Raw genomic sequence first — 23,039 nt, 5'->3', positions numbered from 1 at the left:
CGTGAGTTCCGTTGACCGGAACGGCTACTTCTTGCGCGTCTCCAGCTTGAGCCGCAGCGCGAGCCCGGCCTTCACCGCGAGCATGACCGGCTTCCACAGGAGACCGCGGTGACGGTCCGCGAGGTAGCGGTACGCACTGTCGTGGTGCGCGCGCAGCATCTTCTCCGAAGCCTGCGAAGTCGAGTGCCCGCCGATGTGCATGACGCTGGACGAAGGCGCGTAAACGTTCAGCCAGCCCGCGCGGGACAGCCGCTCGCCGAGGTCGACGTCCTCGAAGTACATGAAGTAGCGCGTGTCGAATCCGTCGACCGAGTCGAAGGCCTCGCGACGGAACAGCTGGCAGGACCCCGAAAGCCAGCCCGCCGTCCGCTCGACCGGAGTGCCGGTCTCCTGCCGGTACTGGCGTGTCCACGGGTTGCCCGGCCAGATCTTGCCGAACGCCGCGTGCCCGATCCCCCGGCCGAACGACGGCAGCAGCCGGGCCGACGGGTAGACGGTGCCGTCGAGGTCGTGGATGAGCGGCCCGAACGCGCCACCGCGCGGCCAGCGCCCGGCGACCTCCAGCAGCGCGTCGAGCGAACCGGGTTCCCATTCGAGGTCCGGGTTCACCACGACGACCCAGCCATAGCTGTCGTCGAGCTCAGCGACGCCGCGGTTGGCGGCCGTGCCGTAACCGACGTTCTCGCCGATGCTGAGCAGCTTGACGTTCTCCCGGCGGGCGGCCTTCTCCGGCGCGCCGTCGGTCGAGTCGTTGTCCGCGACGACGACCTGGACGTCCCGGTCCGTCGCCTTCTCGAGCGTGTCGAGGAACTTCTCGAGGGTCTCGCCGGGGAAGTACGTCACGGTCACGACGGCGATCCCGTCGCCGTAGCTGGGGTGCTCAGTCACGCGGCCATTGTCCACCCGTCACCGAACGCGATTCCGGCCCCCACCCCCGACGCCGGCAGGAGCTGAAGGGGCCCATACCCGCATCCGACGCGGCGAAGGGCCCTTTCCCTGCATCTAAAGCGGGCAAAGGCCCCTTCAGCCCGCCCGCCGCTGCGCATGCCGGTACCAAGCCTTCGCGTAAGCCTCCCGATGGCGCTCCGCGGTCGTCGCCCACGAGAACTCCTTCGCCCGCAGCTGCGCGGCTTCGGCCAGTTCGGCCCGCCGCGCGGGAGCGTCGAGCAGTTCCGAAATGGCCGCCGCGACATCTCCGGCGCCGACACCGCAGTACGCGACCGCGTCCCCGCCGACCTCCGGCAGCGAAAGCCGCCGGGTCGTGAGCACACTCGCGCCGCACGCCATCGCTTCCAGCACCGGCAGCCCGAATCCCTCGCCGAGGCTCGGGTACGCGACCAGTTCGGACCCGCCGAGAAAACCGGCGAGTGTGTCGAACGGCAGATAACCCGCCCGGATCACCCGCAGCCGGTGTGGCACGGCGTCCAGCGCGCGCTCGACCTGCGAATCCCAGCCCGGCTGCCCGGCCAGCACCAGCGCCGGCGGGTTCGGCCTGCCGATCACGGCGTGCGCGAAGCCGCGGATCAGCGCCGGGACGTTCTTGCGCGGTTCCAGCGCGCCGAGGAAAGCGACGTAAGGCGTCTTCCCGAGGCCGACGGCCTGGCGCGCGGCCTCGATTTCGGCGGGGGACGGCGGATGGAACCGATCCGGTTCGACGCCGTGGTGGATGATCTCCAGTTCGGCCGTCCGCACCTGGCCGACGCGCTCCAGTTCGGCCGCCGTCGCGAGGCTCGGCACGACGCACAGGGTCGCGCGGCGAAGCGCCGTCGCGGTCCAGGCGCGGAAGAAGCGCGCCTTCACCGAAGAGTGCAGGACAGCGTCGGTGAAGAAGGTCGCGTCGTGCAGGGTCACCACCGAAGCGGCCGGGCTGGCCAGCGGCATCGTGTAGTGCGGCGAGTGGACGACGTCGGCGGCGAGCCGCCGCACCAGCCGGGGCAGGGTCGCCTGCTCCCAGGTCAGCCGGGCCGTCCTGGTCGACGTCGAGGGCGAAGTGGGCACGATCCGCGCACCGGGCGCCAGCCGGTCGTACAGCACCGCGTCCCGCGGCTGGCAGACGACGGTGATCCGCGCGCCGTCCTCGTCCAGCGCCGCGACCAGCGAATCCACGTAGCGACCGACGCCACCCCGGTCGGCCGGGACGGCTGTCGCGTCGATCAGCACGCGAGGGTCATCGCTCACCCTCGCAGGGTACGACGGCACCCCTCCCCCGCGGTGGGGAACCGACAAACTAACCGCGCAGGTGAAGGGCCCAAACAGCGGAAGCGGCACGCTGCCAGGTGAACTCACTCGAACGGCTGAGACCGCGGTCACGCAGCGACACGGCCTGCTCCGAATGGTCCAGTACGCCCCTCAGCGCGTCGGCAAGCGCTTGCGCCTTGCCGACCGGGACGACGACGCCCGCTCCCCCGGCCACCTCGACCAGTGCCGGGACGTCCGAGTGCACCACCGGCACCCCGGCCGCCATCGCTTCGATCAGCGGCAGCCCGAAGCCCTCCGCGCGGCTCGGCATCGCCAGCACCGACGCGCCCCGCAACACGAACGCCAGTTCCGCGTCGCTCACCTTCCCCAGCACCCGGACGTCGGCGCCGTGCTCACGCGCCAGGGCCGCCGGGTCGATCCCGCCCCAGCCGGGCTGCCCGGCCAGCACCAGCGGCACCCCGATCCGGCCCGCGGCGTCGATCAGCACGTCGATGCCCTTGCGCGGCTCGATCGTCCCGATCGCCAGCACGTACCGCTCCGGCACCGTGACCTCGGCGAACTCGGCATGCGGCCGCACGCCGTGCGGAATCACGCGCAGCGGCACCGAGACCGGCACCAGCCCGGCGAGCTCGTCCGCGATCGCTCGCGTCGGCACGGTCAGCGCGGTCGCCCGTGCCGCGGCCCGTGCGATCACCGCCTTGTGCCACGCGACGCCGCGCGGGGTCAGCGTCTCGGGATGCGTCCACGGCACGGTGTCGTGCACCGCGACCGACAGCGTCCGCCCCTTCGGTACCCGGGCGGGCGCGAGCGGCGTCGGCGCGTGGACCGCGTCGCCGCCCGGCCACCACGGCAGGCCCAGCTGCCAGGCCGCGATCAGCGCCCGGGGCGGGATCGGCAGCACGCGCGGCCCCTCGACCCCTTCGACGACGGCGGCTTCGACAGCGTCGATGCCGGTATGCCGTGCGACCACACTCGACACCGTCCAACCGGGCGGCGCGGTCTCGGCGAGCGCCCGCAGCAGCTCGCCGGTGTAGCGGCCGGTCCCGCCGGGGACGGGCGCCAACAGCTGCTCGGCGAGCACGACCAGTTCGGGCATGGTCTCTATTCTCTCTGGCATGACCAGCACCACCGTCGTCGTGGTCACCTGGCGCGGCGCCGCGCACATCACCGACTGCCTCGACGCCCTCGCGGCGCAGTCCCGTCCGCACCGCACCCTGGTCGTCGACAACGCCTCCGACGACGGGACGGCCGCGCTGCTCGCCGCCCACCCGTCGAAACCCGAGGTGCTCCGCCTGCGGCGCAACACCGGTTATGCGGGTGCCATCGCCGCCGCACTGGACAAAGTGGACACCCCGCTGATGGCGTGGCTGAACGACGACGCCGCGCCCACCCCGGACTGGCTCGCGACCTGCGAAGACACCCTCGGGAACGCCCCGCTCGCCGCGGCCGTGAGCGCGCGGCTGACGCTGGCCGACGGCACCGTCCAGTCCACCGGCGTCCGCCTGACCGCCGACGGGCACGGCGCGGACCTGCCCGAACCCGCCGCCGAGGTCTTCGGCTTCTGCGGGGGCGCGGCGGTGCTCGACGTGGAGGCGCTCCGTTCCATCGGCGGCGTCCCGGCCTCCTACTTCTGCTACTACGAGGACACCGACACCGCGTGGCGCCTCCGCCTCGCGGGCTGGGACGTCGTCGGCGCCGAAGCCGACGTCACCCACCTGCATGGCGCGAGCACTCAGCCGGGTTCGGTCCAGTTCCACCTGTGGAATGAACGCAACCGCCTGCTGACCCTCCTCCGGTGCGCTCCGCGCGCGGTGGCGATCCGCCAGCTGGTGAAGTTCGCCGCGCTGACCGTGATCCTCCCTCTCCGTGGGAAACCGGCGGCCCCGAACTTCCGTCTGAGCCTCCGATGCCGGGTCCTGGGCGCCGTCGCCGCCCGCCTGCCGCGCACGCTGTTCGAGCGGCGGGCCGTCGGGCGCCGCGCGGCGCTCGACCGAGGCGCGGTCTGGGAGGCGTGGGCCGGGCTTTAAGCTTGGGCCATTCGAGTAGCAGGGAGCACGACTTTGGCGCAGGGGGAAACGCAACCGGTCGTCTCGGTGGTCGTGGTGAACTATCGAGGAGCCGCCGACACCGTCACCTGCCTGCGCGCGCTCGCTGAACACGATTACCCGAACCTCGAGGTCATCTGCGTCGACAACGCCTCGGGCAGCAACGACGTGGCCGAGATCAAGGCCGCCGCTCCGGGCGTCAAGCTCGTCGAGTCCCCGGTGAACTCCGGTTTCGCGGGCGGCTGCAACCTCGGTGCGGAGCACGCCACCGGCACCGTCCTCGCCTTCCTCAACAACGACGCCCGCCCGGCGCCCGGCTGGGTCGGCGCGGCCGTCGCCGAACTGCGCGCGCAGCCGACGGTCGCCGCGGTGGCCAGCAAGGTCCTCGACTGGGACGGCACCGGCACCGACTTCGTCGACGCGGGCCTGACCTGGTTCGGCATGGGCTACAAACGCCACGCGGGCAGCCCGCTGGCCGACGTCCCCGCCGCCGAGCACGAGATCGCGAAGGACGTCCTGTTCGCGACCGGTTCGGCGATGTTCGTCCGCGCCGGGGTGTTCGCCGAACTCGGCGGGTTCGACGAGCGGTTCTTCATGTTCTACGAGGACGTCGACCTCGGCTGGCGGCTGAACCTGCGCGGCTGGCGCGTGCGGTACGTGCCGGAGTCGCTGACCTATCACAAGCACCACGCCACGATGTCCACAGTGGACACACCCGATTCGGGTCGCGAGACGTTCCTGCTGGAGCGCAACGCTTTGGCGGCGCTGTACAAGAACCTCTCCGACGAGACCCTCTCGCGCGCGCTGCCCGCCGCACTGGCGCTGGCCGTCCGCCGGGCGACAGCGCGCGGAGACCTCGACGCCACTCAGTTCGATCTCGCCCGGGGCGTCGGCCCGGCCGAAACCGGCCCGGTCGAGGTGCCGCGGACGACGTTGGCCGGCGTGCTGGCGATCGACCAGTTCGTCGAGTTGCTGCCGTCGCTCGCCGAGTCCCGCGCGGCCGAGCAGGCCGCCCGCGTCCGCACCGACGCCGATCTGCTTCCCTTGCTGCGCAAGCCCTTGGAGCCCGCGTATCCGCTGCCGCGCTATCTCGCCGCGCACGACATCCTGGTCGAGACGTTCGGCATCGACGCGATCTTCGGCCAGCGCCGCAAGGTACTGGTGATCACCGGCGACGCGATCACCGAACGAATGGCTGGCCCGGCGATCCGCGCGTGGAACATCTCCGCGACCCTGGCCGCCGAGCACGACGTCCACCTGGTGACGGTGAACCCCCTCGCCGACCCGCCGCCCGCGCCGTTCCGGGTCAGCGCGGCGACCCGGCGCGAGCTGGAAGCACCGATCGCCTGGGCCGACATCATCGTCCTGCAGGGCCACGTGCTCGAACTCGCGCCCTCGCTCAAGAAGCAGTACGCGCACAAGATCGTGGTCGCGGACCTGTACGACCCGATGCACCTGGAACTGCTCGAACAGGGCAAGGGCGTCCCCGACGACAAACGCGCGCTCGACCTCATCGGCGTCACCAAAGTCCTCGACGCGCAGCTGGAACGCGGCGACTTCTTCCTGTGCGCGTCGGAACGGCAGCGCCACTTCTGGCTCGGGCACCTCGCCGCGATGGGCAGGCTCTCGCCGCGGCTGTACGACGCCGATCCGACCACCCAGTCGCTGCTCTCGATCGTCCCGTTCGGCCTCTCGCCGCAAGCGCCGGTCCGCACCGGCCCCGGCCTCCGGTCCACTTTGGACGGTATCGGGGAAACCGATCACGTCGTGCTGTGGGCGGGCGGGGTCTACAGCTGGTTCGACCCGCTCACCCTGGTCCGGGCGATCGACCGGCTGCGGCAGCGCCGCGGTGACGTCCGCCTGGTGTTCCTCGGGATGAAGCATCCCAACCCCGAGGTCACCGAGATGGACATCGGCGCGCGCACGATGCTGCTGTCCGAAACGCTCGGGCTCACCGGCAAGCACGTGTTCTTCAACCAGCAGTGGGTGCCGTACGAGGATCGCCAGAACTGGCTGCTGGACGCGAACTGCGGCGTCACCACGCATTACGAACACGTCGAGACGACGTTCGCGTTCCGCACCCGGGTGCTGGACTACCTGTGGGCGGGCCTGCCGATCGTCACCACCGACGGCGACTCGTTCGCCGACCTGGTCCGTGAGGAACGGCTCGGCGTCGTCGTCCCGGCCGAGGACGTGGACGCGCTGGCCGACGCGCTGGAAAAGGCGTTGTACGACGAGGAGTTCGCGGCGGGTTGCGTCGAGCGGATGGCCGCCGTCGCCCAGCGCTACGCCTGGCCGGAAGCGCTGAAACCGCTGGTGGAGTTCTGCCGGAACCCGAGGCCCGCCGCGGACCGGCTGCCCGGTTCGGCGGACCTCGTGGTCACCGCGCCGGTGCGGGGCAAGGAAATGCTGCGCCGCGACGCCGACCTGATCCGCGAGTACCTCGCCGACGGCGGCCCGAAGGAACTCGTGCGGCGCGTCGGCGGCCGGGTACTCAAGGTCGCCAAGCAGAGGCTCGGCCGTGGCTGATCGCCCCTTACGCGTCCTGCTCGACGGGACCCCGCTTCTCGGTGCCAGGACCGGTATCGGCCGGTACACGGTCGCGCTGTCCGAAGAGCTCGCTTCGATGTCCGAAGTGGACACTCGCGCGGTGGCGTTCACCTTGCGCGGCTGGCGACGGCTGCGGCACGTGCTCCCGCACGGCGTCCGGGCCCGCGGGATGCCGGTGTCCGCACGGTTGCTGCGCAAGACGTGGCTGCGGTCGCAGCTACCGCCGGTGGAACTGTTCGCCGGGCCGACGGACGTCGTGCACGGCACCAACTTCGTGCTGCCAGGCCGGTTCCGCGCGGCGGGTGTGGTGACGATCCACGATCTGGCCTTTTTGGACGCTCCCGAGGAACTCGCGCCGAGCGATCACGAGCTCCCGCAACTGGTCCGCCGGGGTGCCCGGCTCTCCGACGTGATCTGCACGCCCACGAACGCCGTCGCCGACCAGGTCGCCGAACGGCTCGACGTGGACCGCCGCAAGATCGTGGTCACCCCGCTCGGGGTGAACCCGGCCTGGTTCACCGCGCGCCCGCCGGACAAGGAACGCCGCAAGGAACTCGGCCTGCCGGACAAGTACCTGCTCTTCGCCGGTGCCCCCGGCCCCCGCAAGGGCCTGCACTGGCTTCAGCAGGCCCACGAGGCCGCGCCGGACCTGCCGGAACTGGTGTTCGTCGGCCCCGGCAAGTTCTCCGTGGGCGACCGTTCGCGGCACGTCGGCTACCTGTCGGACGTGAACCTGCGGCGGGTCGTCGCCGGGGCCAGCGCGCTGGTGCTGCCGTCGCGCGACGAGGGTTTCGGGCTCCCGGTGCTGGAAGCGATGGCGTCGGACGTGCCCGTGGTATGCACGGACATCCCGGCGCTGCGCGAAGTCGCCGGGAACTGCGCGAGCCTGGTCCCCTACGAGGACGTCGACGGGCTCGTGGAGGCACTGCGGATCGCCGTCAGCGACCCGCACGCCGTCGCCACCTCGGCCGCGCGCCGCGCCCACGTCGCGAACTTCACCTGGCGCGCGTGCGCCGAACTCACCGTCGCCGCCTACCGCAAGGCCAGCACCACGCACTGACTTCCCCGCCGCGTTCGTCCTCTAGTTGCGGGAGTTGTACGCGCAAGTACCGCAACTAGAGGACTAAACGCGTGAGAGGTCTGCGCGACGCCGGACCTCTGACGCCGACTGTGTGGATTTTGGGACGTTAGATGACCAGAAATCCACACAGTCCCCGCGTGACCGGTCCGCCGGAGACGTGAGGGGTGTGTGGAAACCGGGACGCTCACTGTCCCTATTTCCACACACCCTGGGTAGCACTTCACGCGCTCACCAGCCAGTGGCCCAGGCTCCAATGCCGCAATTGGTCCTCTAGTTGCGGTAGTTGTACGCGCAAGCACCGCAACTAGAGGACGAAACGCGTGAGGGGTCAGGAAGCGAAGTAGGCCTTCAGCGCGTCATGCCAGTCCCGAAGCGGCGTGAGACCGGCTTCGCGCCATGAAGCGTTCGACAGCACTCCGTACGCCGGACGCGCCGCCGGACGCGGGAACTCCGCAGTCGTACAGGGCTTCACGCGCGCCGGATCCGCGCCGAGTTCCGCGAAGATCGCCCGCGCGAACCCGCACCACGTCGTCGACCCGCCACCCGTGCAATGCAGCACCCGCTGCGACGGCCCCTCGCCGGCGGCCACGCGACCGGCCAGTTCCAGCAGCCCGGCGGCGAGATCGCGGGACCAGGTCGGCGCACCGGTCTGATCATCCACAACGGACAGTTCTTCGCGCTCTTTCTCCAAGCGCGCCATGGTCTTCACGAAGTTCGACCCGGTCTTGCCATACACCCAGGACGTCCGCACGATCCAGGACCGGGCCCCCGATCCGAGAACCGCGTCCTCACCGGCCGCCTTCGTCCGGCCGTACGCGTTGAGCGGCCCCAGCAGATCATCGGTCTCGTACGGCGAAGTCGCGTCGCCCGCGAAGACGTAGTCCGTCGATACGTGGATGAGCGGCACCCCGCGCGACGAGCACGCCGCGGCGAGCACCCGGGGGCCGTCGGCGTTCACCGCGAACGCCCGCTCCTCATCGGTTTCCGCCGCGTCCACCGCGGTGTAGGCCGCCGCGTTGATCACCACCGGCGACGTCCCGGTGGCCCGTGCCCGGTCCGCCAGTGCGGTCACCGCGGCGATGACCTGGCCGGTGTCGCGCACGTTCAACTCGGACGAGGACGGTGTCAGGGCATCGGGCACCAGCGCCGCGATGTCCTGTCCCAGCTGACCGGATCCGCCCGGTACGAGAACACTCAGCACCCGTCACGCCCCCGCACGGTTCTTCAGCGACTCCCACCACGGCCGATTTCCGCTGTACCAGGCGACCGTGTCGGCCAGACCGTCCTCAAAGGACTTCTGCGGTGCGTAGCCGAGTTCCTGCGAAATCTTGGTGATGTCGACCGAGTACCGGCGATCGTGCCCCTTGCGGTCCTCGACCGGCTCGACGCTCTCCCAGCCGGCTCCGACGGCGGACAGCAGCAGCTCGGTCAGCTCGCGGTTGGTCAGTTCCGTGCCGCCGCCGATGTTGTAGACCTCGCCCGGCCTGCCGCCGTCGGCGACGAGCTGGATGCCGCGGCAGTGATCGTCCACGTGCAGCCAGTCACGCACGTTCAGCCCGTCACCGTAGAGCGGGACCTTCTTGCCGTCGAGCAGGTTGGTCACGAAGAGGGGGATGACCTTCTCCGGGAATTGGTACGGACCGTAGTTGTTCGAGCACCTCGTGACACAGACGGGCAGTCCGTGGGTGCGGAAGAAGGAACGTGCCAACAGATCCGAGGACGCCTTCGACGCCGAATACGGCGAATTCGGCTCCAGCGCGTGGTCTTCGGCCCAGGATCCCTCGTCGATCGAGCCGTAGACCTCGTCGGTGGAGACGTGGACGAACTTCCCGACCTCGGCCTCGAGCGCGGCCTGCAACAGGGTCTGCGTGCCGAGCACGTTGGTCAGCACGAAGTCGGCGGCCCCGGCGATCGAACGGTCCACATGGGACTCCGCGGCGAAATGCACGACCAGGTCGATGCCCCGCATCAGCTCGCTGACCAGGGTGGCGTCGCAGATGTCGCCCTTTTCGAAGCGGTAGCGCGGGCTCTTGCTCACCGGCTCCAGGTTCGCTTCGTTGCCCGCGTAAGTCAGCTTGTCGAGCACGACCACTTCGGCGTCGGCAAGGCTGGGATACGCACCCGTCAGCACCTGCCGGACGTAATGCGAACCGATGAAACCGGCACCTCCGGTGACCAGCACCCGCATCCCGTGATCCTCCTTTTACGACTTCCCGGACCAGCCGAGTGTGTCACGACCGGGGCAACCTTTCACCAGCCTACGGACGTCTAACACGAGGATCAGTAGAGTTACCGGCGAGGCACGAGTGTGCCCTGGGGAGATTCGTGGAGGACCGCACGTGACCGAGTGGCCCGGGCCACCCATCGCGGCGCGCCGTGGCGGCGGCGTCGTGGTGTTCGCCCGCCGTGGGGTGAAGGTCGTGTTCAGTCTGGTCTCGATCACGATCCTGGCGCTGACCTGGTGGGGCTGGCAGTTCATCGGTGACCCGTCGCAGGGCTTCGCCACCACGAACATCTTCGAGGACAACGGCCATCCGCCCGCGAAACCGCTGGACGGCGCGATCGACATCCTCCTCGTCGGCCAGGACAGCCGCACCGACGCGCAGGGCAACCCGCTGCCGCGCGAGGTCCTCGACATGCTGCACGCCGGCGTCTCCGACGGCGAGCGCCAGACCGACACGATGATCCTGGTGCACATCCCCCAGAACGGTAAGAAGGCGGTCGCGATCTCCTTCCCCCGCGACTCGTGGGTCGAGATCACCGGCGGTTTCGGCAAGCACAAGCTCAACAGCGCGTACGTGTACGCCTACAACGACACGTCGAAGACGCTGCAGCAGCAGGGCAACTCGAACCTCAAGGACGTCGACGCCAAGGCCAAGGACGCCGGCCGCAAGAACCTGATCGCGACGCTCGAGAAGTTCATCGGCAAGCCGAAGATGATCGACCGGTACGCCGAGGTCAACCTGTCGAGCTTCTACGAGATCACCAAGGCGATCGGCGGCGTCGAGGTCTGCCTCAACGGCCCGGTCAAGGAGAAGAAGTCCGGCGTCGACCTGCCCGCCGGACGGCAGTCCGTCGAGGGCGTCCAGGCGCTCGCGTTCGTCCGTCAGCGGTACGACCTGCAGAATGGCGACCTGGACCGGATCGCGCGGCAGCAGGCCTTCCTGTCCGGGCTGGCGAACAAGGTCCTCTCCTCCGACGTCCTGATCAACCCGGCGAAGATCTCGGACCTGATCGCCGCCGTGAAGAAGTCGGTCGTGCTGTCGGCGGGCTGGGACCTGCCGGAGTTCGCCGCCCAGATGCGCGGGCTGACCAGCGGCAACGTCGAGTTCCACACGATCCCGACCCAGGGCGACGCGAACATCGGCGGCGCCGCCGTGCTCCGGGTGGACCCGGCGCAGGTGCAGGCCGAGGTCACCCGCCTGACCTCCGACGGGCAGACCGCGCCCACCGAGACCCCGGCCAAGCTGCCGGGCGCGGAAGCGGTGACCGTCGAACTGTTCGACGGTTCCGGCTCCCCCGCCCTGGCCACCGAGACACGGAACCTCTTGCAGGGCAAGGGTTTCAAACTGGCGCCCGACAGCAAGCTCAGCACCCGCAACTCCACGGTCGTCCGCTACGCGCCGGGCGACGAAGACGCGCTGGCCCTGATCAAGCAGGTCTTCGGCACCACGATCCAGACCGAAGCGGATCGCGACGTCGCCCCCGGCAAGGTGCGGGTCCTGCTCGGCAAGGACTTCAAGGGCGCTTCCGCCGGCCCTGGCGGCGCGACCACGGCCCCGTCGAAGACGTCGCCCCCCTCGCAGCCGGCTCAGCCGCCCTCCAGCGCTCCGGCGGCGCCCACCACGACGCCGATCGTCGCGGGCAATGTGCCCTGCGTCAATTAATGTCCGGGTACTCAGCGTGGCCGCCCTACCGGTGGCCTAGCCTTCTCCTACGATCGGACCAGAGGCAGCGCCAGGGGAGGTGAACAGGGATGGGCAGCGAGGACAAGGACCTCGATGAACATTTTGAGCATTTGGACACCGAGGAATCGGAGCCGGAAGACGACACCGCTTCGGACACCGAGAGTGACGAAAAGTCCCGGTTCGTCCCGACGCCGTACCCGCGGAACCCACTCCCCCAGCCGTCAGTCCCGCCCGAGGACGAAGCGGTCTCGGGTGTGCTCGCCGTGCCCGAACGCCCGCTGCGCCGCGCCGGCCGGGTCACCCGCCGGATCGCGGTCGGCCTCGTCTCGCTGCTCGCCCTCGGCACGACGGGCTACGCCTACGTCACCAAGGACCAGCTGCAGAAGAACGTCCCCACGACGAACGCGCTGAGCAAGCCGGACGACCCCGCCGCGCCACCCGCCGACGACGGCGCGAACGACATCCTCCTGGTCGGCAGCGACGCCCGCACCGACGCGCAGGGCAATCCGCTGCCGCTCAAGGTCCTCAAGGAACTGCGCACCGAAGAGAAGCCGGGCGTCAACACCGACACCATCATCATCCTGCGCATCCCGAAGAACGGCGCGAAGCCGTCCGGCGTCTCGATCCCGCGCGACACGTGGACCGACATCCCCGGCCGCGGGCCGAACAAGGTCAATTCGGCGTACGGGGTCGCGAAGGCCAACTACGCCAACGCGCACCGCGGCGAGCCCGACCAGGCGAAACTCGAACGCGATTCCGACCAGGAAGGCCGCAAGGCACTGGTCCAGACCGTTCAGGACCTGACGCAGATCCGCATCGACCACTACGCCGAGGTCAACCTGCTCGGGTTCTACCTGCTGACCGAGGCGCTGGGCGGTGTCAAGGTCTGCCTGAACCACTCGACCGAGGACAAGGACTCCGGCGCGAACTTCCGGCGCGGTGAACAGACCGTCTCGGGCGGCGAGGCGCTTTCCTTCGTGCGGCAACGGAAGAACCTGCCGCGCGGCGACCTCGACCGCATCGTGCGGCAGCAGACCTTCCTGTCCTCGGCGCTGAACCAGGTGCTCTCGGCGGGCACACTGACCAGCCCGTCGACGATGAGCGGCCTGATGGACGTCGTGCGCCGGTCGATCGTCCTGGACGAAGGACTGGACCTGCTGGAGTTCGCGCAGCAGGCGAAGGGGATCGCGTCGGGCGACCTGACGTTCACGACCATCCCGGTGATCAACATCAACGGCCGCAGCGCGGACGGGCAGAGCATCGTCGAGATCGACCCCGCCGCCGTGCGGACCTTCGTGTCCGGGCTGGTGGGCCGCGGCGGTGGAGGCAGCGCCCCCGGTGCGGCTCTCGCCGCGTCGAGCGTTCCCTGCGTGAACTAGCGTGGAGGCGTGAGCCTCACCGAACTGCTGCTGCGGCCCGTGCTCGGGTCGCCCGCGAAACCGCTGATCACGCACTACGACGACAAGCAGGGCAGCCGCGTCGAACTGTCCGTGGCGACCACGGTGAACTGGGCCGCCAAAACGGCGAACTGGCTGGTCGACGAGTTCGACGTCGAACCGGGCGACGAGGTCGCCGTGGTGCTGCCGTCGCATTGGCAGACCGCCGGTGTCCTGCTGGGCGCGTGGTGGTGCGGCGCCAGGGTGGTGACGGAGACCGCGGGCGCGCGGGTGGCGTTCGTCGTCCCGGGCGGCGAGTCCGGCGCGGCCGCGACGGCCGTCGTCTCGCTGCATCCGATGGGTCTCGGACTGCCCGCCGGCTCCGTACCCGACGGCGCCCTGGACTACCTGACCGAGGCCAGGCTTTCGGGTGACCAGTTCAGCCCACTGTCCCCCATTCCCGGCGATACTCCGGCGCTGGGTTCGTCCACAGTGGATGAAGTGCTCGCCGAAGCCCGTTCCCGCGCCTCCGGCCTGGGACTGTCGGCCGACGACCGCGTTCTGTCCACTGTGGAGTGGGCGGGCGAGGAAGGGATTCTCTCGGGCTTCCTGACGCCGCTCGCGGCCGGTGCGCACCTGGTCCAGGTCACCGACGCGGATCCGGCCAAACTCGCTTCCCGGCGCGAAGCCGAGCGGACGACGGCGGATCTTCCCTCCTGAGCTGCAATGAAGGGGACTTTCCTTGCAAATTTTGCAAGGAAAGTCCCCTTCATTGCGTGCGCGAGAGGTCAGGCGTCCTGAAGCTGCTTCGCCTCACGCTTGCGTCCGAAGAGCACGTGGTCGAGCGACAGTTTTCCGGCGTTGAAGCCGAGCGCGAGCCCGGCCACCGCCAGGATGAGGACGAGTTCGTAACCGCCCTGACCGGTCAGGCCGTTGTCGAGGTGCACCGAGAGCAGAGCACCGACGGAGACCACGACGAAGCCGAGACCCACCAGCGGCGTCAGGAAACCGACGATGAACAAGATGGCTCCGACGATCTCCACCGCGATCGCGAAGATCGCCGCGAGCGTCGGCAGCGGGATGCCTGTCTGCTCGAAGAACTTCGCGGTGCCGTCGATCCCGTTTTCCCACTTCTGCAGGCCGTGTGCGAGGAAGACCACACCGACACCGATCCGGCCCAGCAGGAGGGCGACATCCTTGAAACGAGCGAACATCGGGTATCAGCTTTCTGGTCGGTGAATATTCAACTTACCCGGATCACGGTAGGGCACCGAACGCCTCCGGCGGCACCTCCGGAGCGTGATCGACAGGTACCCGACAGGAACCGGACACGGTCGGCGGCATGTCCTCTGTGGAAGGTCGCAGAGGTTATTCCCCCGTACGGCGCCGTCGCCCGGTACGCCCGGCGGGCACAATCTCCTGGGTGATGGATGAACGTCTGATCGGCCTCTGGTCGGACCGCATGCTGTATCCGAGCGATGTCGAGTCCGCCGAACTGGCGTTCCGCGGCGACGGCTCCGGATGGCTCTACTGGTCGAGCTGGAGCACCGAGTTCACCGTGTCGCGCTACACGTGGGCGGCGTTCACCCCCGGCAAACTGGCTTTGAAGTTCCACCGCACCCTCGGCGGTACGTGGTCGATCGACGACGGCGTCACCCGGCACGACGTCGAGTCCGACGAGAAGGAAGAGTCCGTGGTCGAGGTCGGCTATGAGATCACGCCGGGCGAGGACCCATTCGGCAGCCCGGTGACCCTGCTCTCGCTGGACCGTCCGCTGGACGACCACCTCGCGGGCTCGCGGTTCGCGTGGGCCGAGAAACCGGAATCGCTCAGCGATCCGTCCGCCGATGCTCCGCGGCCAGACCCGTCCAGCCCCCGCTGACGGCCAGCACCGCGAGCACCCGCTCGGCCTGCTCGGCGAAACCGGCCAGATCCGCGTGCAGCAACGCGATCCGCTCGGCGTCGAGAGGGACCTCGTCGTCGGCCCACAGCTCGATCACCGTGCTGACGGTCCACACGAGGAACTGGATGATCCGGATGAACTCGTCGGAGGGCTCCTCGACGGCCTTGCGGTAGCCCGTCTCGATCTCGTCGCAGGCCGCGACCAGCTCGCGCAGCGGTTTGACGACGTCGGCCGCCGTCCCGTCCCACGAGGCCGACGGCCACGTGCGATCCCCGAGCTCGAGCCACAACCGCCAGCCGGCGATCAGCTCGGCTTCGTCGTGCGGTGTCCACGACACCGGTGCGGACCAGAACATCCTTCGAGAGTGACACCGTCGGCCCATGATCGCCGTACTTCCGTGAAGCATCTCACCGGCCCACACCCACGCGTTCAGTCCTCTAGTTGCGGTAGTTGCGCGTGCAAGGACCGCAACTAGAGGACTAAACGCTAAAGGTGATCAGCCCTTGAGCAGGGCGCGTGCCATGACCATGCGCTGGATCTGGTTGGTGCCTTCGTAGATCTGGGTAATCTTTCGGCCGGTTTCGGCCCACCTGGCGATCTTGCCTGAAAATGGCCTCTGAGCTGCTGAACCATCTCTCGACACTTCACGGTGGATCTTGGCCTTACCTGACGTCTGACGGCCTGTAGACGGCCTGGCTCACGTCGGGACTTTGGGCATGACAGCCGCCAATCACGGGTTCGGCAGGGACTCACAGGTGCCGATCGCGCACCACGCATGCGAGATCCCCATATCGCTGCTTACCCTCGCCGGTTCGGCTTTCGCCTCGGGCGCCCTGCGCGCCTGTTGAAGGGGACTGCCCGAACTATGGCTCGCTGCCCGCTGGTCTTCGACTAGTTTCAGCCGTACCCGCCCCCGCTTGTGCCTCTACTCTGCGTTCCCTCACCCCCGCCATCTCTAGCGCCGGGTCGATCGCGTCAAGGCACGCTTTCCCGCCTTGATGCGGGCGGGCCGGTGTTAGACCCTGAGAAGCGAGGGACCTCCTGGTGATCACTGCGCGTCGGCTGGGTGAGCTAAGAGATTGAGCCGAAGTACTCCTTCGATCTCCGTCGGCGGCGGCGCGCTGCGCGGTGCTGCTCGTCGGCGGGCTCGCCGCGACCGGCGGCCGGAGCGGAGCGGCAGGCCGTCCGTGTCGCATGGGCGGAGCCCGCCGTACGGGTGGTGACGTGCGCCGCCGTCGGCGGTGCCTTGATCCCATAGAGCCAAGTTCGGCAGGACCAGAGACACGTAACGCAGCTACTGCTTGCCTGCCTAGCTCTCGCGTCCTTCAACAATCAGTAGCTAGACTCCGCCCATGTCTCTTGAGGCCGAGCTCCAGAAGTACAGGCGCCAGATCGCTACCGATGCCTACCCTATGTCCATAGGAGAGCTAAGCAACCTATACCGAGATGGTGAAATAGATATTCACCCCGAGTTCCAAAGAATCTTCCGCTGGAAGGATGAACAGAAAACTCGGCTTATCGAGAGCATATTACTAGGAATTCCGCTGCCAAGCATTTTCGTGGCACAGAACGAAAAGGGCGTCTGGGATGTAGTAGACGGTGTCCAAAGATTGTCTACCATCTTTCAATTCATGGGAATATTGAGGGGCGAGGATAACGAGCAAATAGAACCATTTACTTGCACCGAAGGGCCCTTTTTAAAGTCCATTAGCGGCATGACCTTTGACCCCTCTGAATCAAGCACGAGCAGCCTAGATACCACTCAGCGACTTGACTTCAAGCGGGCGAGGATCGACGTCAAGATCATCAAAAGGGAAAGCGACAAGCGCACAAAGTATGACCTCTTTCAAAGGCTGAACTCCTTCGGATCAATCGCCACCGAGCAAGAGCTGAGGAACTGCCTCCTTGTAAGCCTCAGCAAGACCCACTTTGAATGGCTGACTGAACTTTCCGACGACGCGACCTTCAAGGAAGTTGTCGAGCTTCCAAGCCGCCTTATAGAGGAGCAATATCACATGGAGTTGGCGCTTCGCTTCATATTGCTCCGCAATATTGAAGAGGATCACCTGAGCAAAATCGGCAATATCGGCGAGTATCTAACCGCAGAGATAGTGCAATTTGTGGAGTTAGACTCTGCCGCAAGAGAGCGCGAGAGTGCCATCTTCAAGAACACATTCAGGCTTTTATACGACGCTGGCGGGTCCCTACTCCTGCGACGCTGGAACAGCAAGCAAGAACGCCCAATTGGCCCCTTCTCGCTAACCGCTTTCGAAGCACTCGCGCTGGGAATCGGCCACTATGACGCGAATCCTCGAATTACCGCCGCAGAAGTTATTGCCAAGAGAGACGAACTCTGGAGTTCGCCAAGCTATCAGGCTGGATTTTCCACTGGCCAACGCGCCGATCAACGAATGCGCAAAACAATCCCATTAGGTCGCACTCTTTTTGCGTGACAGGGACACGCAATGGACATCGAAGCTTTTGCAAATAAGGTACATGGCAGCCTTGCCAGACGAAAAAGAGAACTGACGAGCATCCGACTCAAGATACAAGAGTCCAGCCTCGACCCGAGACATATTGACTGGATATCTCGGAGTGCAATCTTGTTCGCTTACGCGCACTGGGAAGGCTTTGTCAAAGAAGCTAGCGCAAAGTACCTAAAGTTGATCGTTGCACGCAAATTGAAAGTTGGCGACCTGAGCGTAGAGCTCCAAGCTGCTTGCTTAATATCCTGCTTCAAGCGAGCAAGCGGAAGCGAGAAAGTGCGATATCTCGCAAGCATACTTACGGAAATGGACAGCAAGCGGACAGAACTGTTCACCGTGACTCCAGAAAAAGTTATCAATACAGAGAGCAATCTCTCGTCAGTCGTATTCCAAGATCTACTTCTTGGCCTAGGCTTAAGTTACCACGCCATCTACGAGACGCGGCAAGCTTTTATGGATGAGAAGTTGCTTGCCGGCCGAAATCAGGTCGCACATGGCGAACTTGTCGCCTTCAAAGCCGAGGAAGCGTTGGAGAGAATCGATGGAGTACTTTTGCTTCTAGACTCATACGCCGATCAGCTGATTGATGCAGTAAGAGATGAGAAATTTCTATTGCAGAGATAAAACAAGAATTCGATACATAGGCTTCTGTTAAGTGAGTGCCGATCAGGCCTTGCTGGTATCCTGCACTTATGCGTGGTGCGGGTGATCAGCTCAGCATCGGGGAGCGTATTGCCTTCTACCGGAGGCGGCGTGGTCTGTCGCAGGCGGTTCTTGCTGACTTGGTGGGTCGGGACTGAGGACTGGCTGAGCAAGATCGAGCGCGGTGAACGCGAGATCCGGCGCCTCGATGTGCTGGCCGACGTGGCTCGTGGCCTGCGGGTGACGCTGGGAGACCTCCTCGGCGAACCGGTGCTGATGGAGGACGAGGACAAGAACGACGACGTCCCGGCCATCCGAGACGCCCTGATGGCACCGAGGCGCCTGTCACGCCCCCTGTTCTCTTCGGCCATGTCGCCGGAGTACATCGACCCGGCCCCGGTCGCTCAACTGGTCGAGGGTGCCTGGTCCAGCTACCAGAAGGGTGACCTCGGCCGCGTCGTCGCCGCGCTGCCGGGTCTGATCGAGACCAGCCAGGGCATGGAGTCCGCCTCGGCCGATGACGCGGCCTACCGGCGGGCCTGCGCTGCGGTGTCGGCCCGCGTTCACCACCTGGCCGCGACGACGTTGAGCAAGATCGGTGAAGCCGACCTCGCGTGGATCGCGGCGGAACGCGCTATGCAGGCCGCCGACGAGGCAGACGACCCGTTGGTCCTGGCCTCGGCTGCCCGTTCCGGTACTCACGCGCTCCTGGCGGTCGGTCGGTTCGATGACGCGCTTGAGCTGGGCGACGTGGCCGCGAGGTGGCTGGTCCCGAGGATGCGCGCTGGTGATCCGGCCGCGCTGAGTCTCTAGGGGATGCTCTACCTGCGGACGGCCTCGCCGCTGCTCGGCAACAGGACCGGTCGACGGCGAACGAGCTGCTGTCTCACGCAGGTCGCGCGGCTGATCAGCTCGGCGTGGACGCCAACCACTGGCAAACGGGCTTCGGCCCGGCCAACGTCGAGCTACACCGCCTGTCCGCCGCTCTCGACCTAGGCGACATTTCGCAGGTGATCGAGTCCGCTCCGAGAATCACCGTCGACCACCTGCCCATCGAACGCCAGGTGACGCATCTGATCGACTTCGCGCGGGCGTTGAGCCTGGTCGCGAAGGATGACGAGGCGTTGTCGGCGCTGCTGACGGCTGAGCAGAAGGCGCCGGGGATCGTCCGGCACAGTACGGCGGTGCGGGAGGTCGTGCGGTCGATGTATCGCCGTGCCCCGGCGACGGCTGGTAAGAAGTCCTCGCCCTTGTTGGCGTTGGCTGAGCGCTGCGGCGCGGTGAGGTAGGTCGGGTGGCGTCGCGTGTTCTGGGCCTGGTGGGCTCGGGTGCTGGTGGTGTTGAGGATCTTCTTCCGCGCGTGATCCGGCCCCTCCAAGAGGACGGCTGGACGGTCGCGGTGACCTTGACCCCGACGGCTGGGCGCTGGCTGGACGAGAACGGCGGCCGCGCCGAGATCGAGGAGGCCACCGGGTTCCCGGTCCGTGTCGAGTCCCGCATGCCGGCCGAATCCAGCCCGCATCCTGCCCCGGACTGCTACCTGGTCGCGCCCGCCTCGGCGAACATGGTCGCCAAGCTCGCGATGGGCATCGCTGACAATCAAGCTCTGACGCAGGTCAACGAGGCCATCGGCACCCTGAACCTGCCGGTCGTCGTCTTCCCGCGCGTGAATGCCGCGCACGCTCGTCATCCGTCCTGGGAAACCCACATCGACGCGTTGCGGCGTGCTGGCGTGCGTCTGGTGTACGGGGACGACGTGTGGCCGCTGCATGAACCGCGGAGCGCTCCAGGCCGTGAGCTGCCCTGGTCGGCAGTGCTTTCCGCGGTGAACGAGGCCGTTCCTCTCCCTCACTAGTCCCTACCCGGACAGTTTGTCCGGGGTGAGGCTGCTCACTGGGTGTCTCCTGTGTCCAGCGCGCCCGACCGGGCTCGCCGAGACCGAGACATCGGGAGAGCACACATGGGCATTCACGTGGTGATTCAGCCCCTCGTCGGCTACGGCGCGGCGGTGGTTTCACCCTCTCCTGGCGTTCGTCAGCTCGTCGCCGGAAGTGAAGAGACCTCCTTCATCGTCCAGGTGCCCGCCCGTATCGGCGGCCTGATGGACACCGCACGGTTCGCGCAGAGTCTCGCGACCGCTGCCAGCGAGTTCAGCGAATGGTGCGAAACCCAGCACCGCACGCGCTCGCATTCCTCCTCCTTCCACGACCAGTGGTCTGACGCTGCCGATGACGCCGTCACGCGCAAAAACGACTGATCACACGCATCTAGGAGCAAACATGGCTATCTACAAGGGTTTTCGGTTCCCCATCGAGTTCGACGAGGCGTTCGGGCAGGGCTTAGTCATGGTCGGTGAGGTGTCGCCGGACAACGAGTACCAGTCGCGAGAGAACCGGTCGTCGGGTCGTCCGGCTCGGCAGCGAGTCGACGAGATGACGGGCAAGCGTCAGTGGAAGGTCACGGTGACCGACCCGGACGAGGTCAAGGCGAAGCGGGCGTCGTTCGAGATCACGTTGCTGGCCGATGTGCAGCCGGTGCCGACCACATCGGAGGTGCTGCCGGGTATGCGGCCGATCGCACTGGAGGGCCTGACGGCTGAGCCCAAGGTGGCTGGTCAAGGCGAGTTCAAATACCAGTCCTACATGTTCCGCGCGACCGGCTTCAAGGCTGTGGCCTCGGGTGGGGCGTCGAAGTCGTCGCGGACCTCGGGCGCTGCCGAGTCAACGCCCAAGGCTGCGTGATGCCGGGCGGGGTGCCGGGGAGCCACGGTGTGGCCGTGGTTTCTCCGCATCTGGTCCAGGCGTGGGAGATGGCTTACCGCCACTACAGCGCCTTAAGGGCACAGACCGCCCAGGTCGTCGACCCCTTGGCGGCGCACGACGTGGGTGTTGCTTCCCTCGCGGTGGCATCTGCCTGGCGGGATCTCCTGACAGAAGGCCATTTGCCGTGGTGGGTGCTCGCGGCCGTGACAGCGGCGGCCGAGGGATTCGAGGAGAACGCGCGGTCATGGGAGATCCGCGCTCACAGCGAGGAGGGACAAGGCCGTGGCGTTCAACGCGATGTGGAAGCCAGGACGACAGGCGGTCGCGGGAATGCAGGGCAATGGTTCAGCGAACCCCGCCCTGGTGATCTACCTCGACCCGGACAGCCTGGCGATCCTTCCTCCCTCCGACCCCACCGAGTGGCCGGAGTTCATCCGGCTCCTTCGCCAAATCCGCGACAGCGCGGACGAACTGGCCGTGTTCTCGGCAAGCACGCGGCGGTGCGCAATGACGACACCAGGCCGGAATGAGCCACAAACCCTCAAAGACGCGCACCTGGTCGCCTCGACACGACGGCCGAAGCCTGGATCCAACCGGTCGACATGGTTGAAGTTCCACAAGGAGAACGCGCGCATATATCAAGCCGTGTCCGATGTAGACCGTGCGCACCACCACGAACTCAAGTACTGGGTCGACTATGAGAAGCGGAAGGCCGAGGAGGTGGCCTCGCATATCCAGAAGGAGAAGTCGCCAACCAGCTAGAATCGGGCGGCCTGGTGCCCATGACGGCCTGGAAACGGCCTGATCATGAGCAGCCAGAGCCGCCCGAACTACCGGATCAAGATCAAATCAGCCCTTGAGCAGGGCGCGTGCCATGACCATGCGCTGGATCTGGTTGGTGCCTTCGTAGATCTGCGTGATCTTCGCGTCGCGCATCATGCGCTCCACCGGGAAGTCGCGCGTGTAGCCCGCGCCACCGAAGAGCTGCACGGCGTCCGTCGTCACCGACATCGCGATGTCCGACGCGTAGGCCTTCGCCGCCGCGGCCATGTAACCGCCGCGCTTGTCGCCACGTTCGGTCGCCGCGGCGGAGGCGTAGACGAGGTTCCGGGCGGCCTCGATCTTGATGCCCATGTCGGCCAGCATGAACTGGACGCCCTGGAACTCCGAGATCGACTTGCCGAACTGCTTGCGCTCCTTGACGTACGCGATCGACGCGTCGAGGGCGCCCTGCGCGATGCCCAGTGCCTGCGCGCCGATGGTCGGGCGCGTGTGGTCGAGGGTGCGCAGCGCGGTCTTCAGGCCGGTGCCGGGCTCGCCGATGATGCGGTCGGCCGGGATGGTGCAGTTCTCGAAGTGGATCTCGCGGGTCGGCGAACCCTTGATGCCGAGCTTCCGCTCCTTCGAGCCGACGGTGAAGCCGGGGTCGTCCTTGTGCACGACGAACGCGGAGATGCCGTTGGCCTTCTTCTCGGCGTTGGGGTCGGTCACGGCCATCACGGTGTACCAGGAGGATTCACCCGCGTTGGTGATCCAGCACTTGGTGCCGTTCAGCACCCAGTGGTCGCCGTCGAGCTTCGCGCGGGTGCGCATCGAGGCGGTGTCCGAGCCGGCTTCGCGCTCCGAAAGCGCGTACGACGCCGAGGTCTCGCCCGAGGCGATCGACGGCAGCACCAGTTTCTTGAGGTCTTCCGACGCCGAAAGGATGATCGGCACGGTGCCCAGCTTGTTCACCGCCGGGATCAGCGACGCCGACGCGTCGACACGCGCGACCTCTTCGATCACGATGCAGGCGGCGATGGCGTCCGCGCCCTGGCCGTCGTAGGCCTCTTCGATGTGGACGGCGTTGAAACCCGACTTGACCAGCGCGTTGTACGCTTCGATCGGGTAGCGCTCGTCCTCGTCGACCTCGGCCGCGTACGGCTCGATTTCCTTTTCCGCCAAGGCACGGACCGCGGCCCGCAGCTCTTCGTGCTCCTCGGCAAGCTGGTACAGACCCGGGCCGTCAGACACCTTTGTCACCTCTTCTAACGCGAATGAGAGTTCGACCGATGTTAGCGCTCGTTCACATTGTGCGACATCGCGAG

21 protein-coding genes and 1 pseudogene are annotated in these 23,039 nt (G+C 67.1%); 14 read left to right on the top strand and 8 right to left on the bottom strand.

Annotated features, from left to right (window positions below; translation table 11 throughout):
• Positions 1-24: 24 nt before the first annotated feature.
• The 3 genes from ACLJRM_RS13175 to ACLJRM_RS13165 form a co-directional block, all read right to left on the bottom strand.
• Positions 25-888 (bottom strand): glycosyltransferase family 2 protein, encoded by an 864-nt coding sequence (locus ACLJRM_RS13175; RefSeq protein ID WP_174720511.1) that lies wholly within the window; start codon positions 886-888, stop codon positions 25-27.
• A 135-nt stretch (positions 889-1,023) separates the two neighbouring features.
• On the bottom strand, positions 1,024-2,160 hold the full coding sequence (locus ACLJRM_RS13170) for a glycosyltransferase family 4 protein (protein ID WP_101612432.1): 1,137 nt from the start codon (positions 2,158-2,160) through the stop codon (positions 1,024-1,026).
• A 67-nt stretch (positions 2,161-2,227) separates the two neighbouring features.
• Positions 2,228-3,295: a glycosyltransferase family 4 protein gene (locus ACLJRM_RS13165; RefSeq protein ID WP_410663189.1), complete on the bottom strand. Its 1,068-nt coding sequence runs from the start codon at positions 3,293-3,295 to the stop codon at positions 2,228-2,230.
• Positions 3,296-3,314: 19 nt separating this feature from the next.
• Between ACLJRM_RS13165 and ACLJRM_RS13160 the strand changes: the two genes are divergently transcribed.
• Genes ACLJRM_RS13160 through ACLJRM_RS13150 form a run of 3 tightly spaced genes read left to right on the top strand, consistent with a single transcriptional unit; the run spans position 3,315 to position 7,854 of the window.
• Positions 3,315-4,226, top strand: coding sequence for a glycosyltransferase family 2 protein (locus ACLJRM_RS13160; RefSeq protein ID WP_410663096.1), 912 nt, complete (start codon positions 3,315-3,317; stop codon positions 4,224-4,226).
• Positions 4,227-4,259: 33 nt separating this feature from the next.
• Complete coding sequence (locus tag ACLJRM_RS13155) at positions 4,260-6,773, top strand: glycosyltransferase (RefSeq protein WP_410663095.1); 2,514 nt, start codon at positions 4,260-4,262, stop codon at positions 6,771-6,773.
• On the top strand, positions 6,766-7,854 hold the full coding sequence (locus ACLJRM_RS13150) for a glycosyltransferase family 4 protein (protein WP_410605479.1): 1,089 nt from the start codon (positions 6,766-6,768) through the stop codon (positions 7,852-7,854). Before ACLJRM_RS13155 ends, ACLJRM_RS13150 begins: the two co-directional genes overlap by 8 nt.
• 349 nt (positions 7,855-8,203) lie before the next feature.
• Here ACLJRM_RS13150 and rfbD read toward each other — a convergent pair whose 3' ends face one another.
• Complete coding sequence (rfbD, locus tag ACLJRM_RS13145) at positions 8,204-9,076, bottom strand: dTDP-4-dehydrorhamnose reductase (RefSeq protein WP_101612427.1); 873 nt, start codon at positions 9,074-9,076, stop codon at positions 8,204-8,206.
• Between the two features lie 3 nt (positions 9,077-9,079).
• Positions 9,080-10,063, bottom strand: coding sequence for a dTDP-glucose 4,6-dehydratase (rfbB, locus tag ACLJRM_RS13140; RefSeq protein ID WP_410663094.1), 984 nt, complete (start codon positions 10,061-10,063; stop codon positions 9,080-9,082).
• Between the two features lie 151 nt (positions 10,064-10,214).
• On the opposite strand from rfbB, the gene ACLJRM_RS13135 reads away from it, so the two are divergent.
• From ACLJRM_RS13135 to ACLJRM_RS13125, 3 genes are all read left to right on the top strand, one after another.
• Positions 10,215-11,762, top strand: a complete 1,548-nt coding sequence (locus tag ACLJRM_RS13135; protein WP_410663093.1) for an LCP family protein — start codon at positions 10,215-10,217, stop codon at positions 11,760-11,762.
• 89 nt (positions 11,763-11,851) lie between these two features.
• The gene (locus tag ACLJRM_RS13130) at positions 11,852-13,162 is read left to right on the top strand and encodes an LCP family protein (protein WP_410663092.1); all 1,311 of its coding nucleotides are present in this window, start codon (positions 11,852-11,854) and stop codon (positions 13,160-13,162) included.
• 9 nt (positions 13,163-13,171) lie between these two features.
• The gene (locus ACLJRM_RS13125; protein ID WP_101612424.1) at positions 13,172-13,879 is read left to right on the top strand and encodes a TIGR03089 family protein; all 708 of its coding nucleotides are present in this window, start codon (positions 13,172-13,174) and stop codon (positions 13,877-13,879) included.
• A 68-nt stretch (positions 13,880-13,947) separates the two neighbouring features.
• Here the strand turns inward: ACLJRM_RS13125 and ACLJRM_RS13120 are convergent, their stop codons facing one another.
• Positions 13,948-14,373 (bottom strand): DoxX family protein, encoded by a 426-nt coding sequence (locus ACLJRM_RS13120; RefSeq protein WP_101612423.1) that lies wholly within the window; start codon positions 14,371-14,373, stop codon positions 13,948-13,950.
• A 212-nt stretch (positions 14,374-14,585) separates the two neighbouring features.
• Between ACLJRM_RS13120 and ACLJRM_RS13115 the strand changes: the two genes are divergently transcribed.
• Positions 14,586-15,041, top strand: a complete 456-nt coding sequence (locus ACLJRM_RS13115; RefSeq protein ID WP_410663188.1) for a hypothetical protein — start codon at positions 14,586-14,588, stop codon at positions 15,039-15,041.
• Here the strand turns inward: ACLJRM_RS13115 and ACLJRM_RS13110 are convergent.
• Positions 14,989-15,417, bottom strand: coding sequence for a hypothetical protein (locus ACLJRM_RS13110; RefSeq protein ID WP_101612421.1), 429 nt, complete (start codon positions 15,415-15,417; stop codon positions 14,989-14,991). The genes ACLJRM_RS13115 and ACLJRM_RS13110 overlap by 53 nt on opposite strands.
• Before the next feature lie 997 nt (positions 15,418-16,414).
• On the opposite strand from ACLJRM_RS13110, the gene ACLJRM_RS13105 reads away from it, so the two are divergent.
• From ACLJRM_RS13105 to ACLJRM_RS13075, 7 genes and pseudogenes are all read left to right on the top strand, one after another.
• Positions 16,415-17,515: a DUF262 domain-containing protein gene (locus ACLJRM_RS13105; RefSeq protein WP_410663091.1), complete on the top strand. Its 1,101-nt coding sequence runs from the start codon at positions 16,415-16,417 to the stop codon at positions 17,513-17,515.
• Positions 17,516-17,527: 12 nt separating this feature from the next.
• Positions 17,528-18,172, top strand: coding sequence for an MAE_28990/MAE_18760 family HEPN-like nuclease (locus ACLJRM_RS13100; protein ID WP_410663090.1), 645 nt, complete (start codon positions 17,528-17,530; stop codon positions 18,170-18,172).
• A gap of 68 nt (positions 18,173-18,240) precedes the next feature.
• Positions 18,241-19,479: pseudogene (locus ACLJRM_RS13095) on the top strand (helix-turn-helix domain-containing protein).
• Positions 19,480-19,484: 5 nt separating this feature from the next.
• Positions 19,485-20,045 carry a flavoprotein gene (locus tag ACLJRM_RS13090; protein ID WP_410663089.1) on the top strand — a complete coding sequence of 187 codons (561 nt, stop codon included), beginning with the start codon at positions 19,485-19,487 and terminating at the stop codon, positions 20,043-20,045.
• A gap of 105 nt (positions 20,046-20,150) precedes the next feature.
• A complete protein-coding gene (locus ACLJRM_RS13085) occupies positions 20,151-20,447 on the top strand; it encodes a hypothetical protein (RefSeq protein ID WP_125798323.1) in 297 nt (98 codons plus the stop codon).
• Between the two features lie 22 nt (positions 20,448-20,469).
• Entirely contained in the window at positions 20,470-20,931 is a 462-nt protein-coding gene (locus tag ACLJRM_RS13080) for a hypothetical protein (protein ID WP_410663088.1), read from the top strand.
• A 303-nt stretch (positions 20,932-21,234) separates the two neighbouring features.
• On the top strand, positions 21,235-21,714 hold the full coding sequence (locus tag ACLJRM_RS13075) for an AMED_5909 family protein (protein ID WP_410663087.1): 480 nt from the start codon (positions 21,235-21,237) through the stop codon (positions 21,712-21,714).
• 87 nt (positions 21,715-21,801) lie between these two features.
• Here ACLJRM_RS13075 and ACLJRM_RS13070 read toward each other — a convergent pair whose 3' ends face one another.
• Positions 21,802-22,974, bottom strand: a complete 1,173-nt coding sequence (locus ACLJRM_RS13070; RefSeq protein ID WP_020633598.1) for an acyl-CoA dehydrogenase family protein — start codon at positions 22,972-22,974, stop codon at positions 21,802-21,804.
• Between the last annotated feature and the right edge of the window lie 65 nt (positions 22,975-23,039).

The organism is Amycolatopsis sp. lyj-84, assembly GCF_046549075.1.
In the GTDB taxonomy this organism is placed as follows: Bacteria; Actinomycetota; Actinomycetes; order Mycobacteriales; family Pseudonocardiaceae; genus Amycolatopsis.
This window is presented reverse-complemented; position numbering and strand designations above follow the sequence as displayed.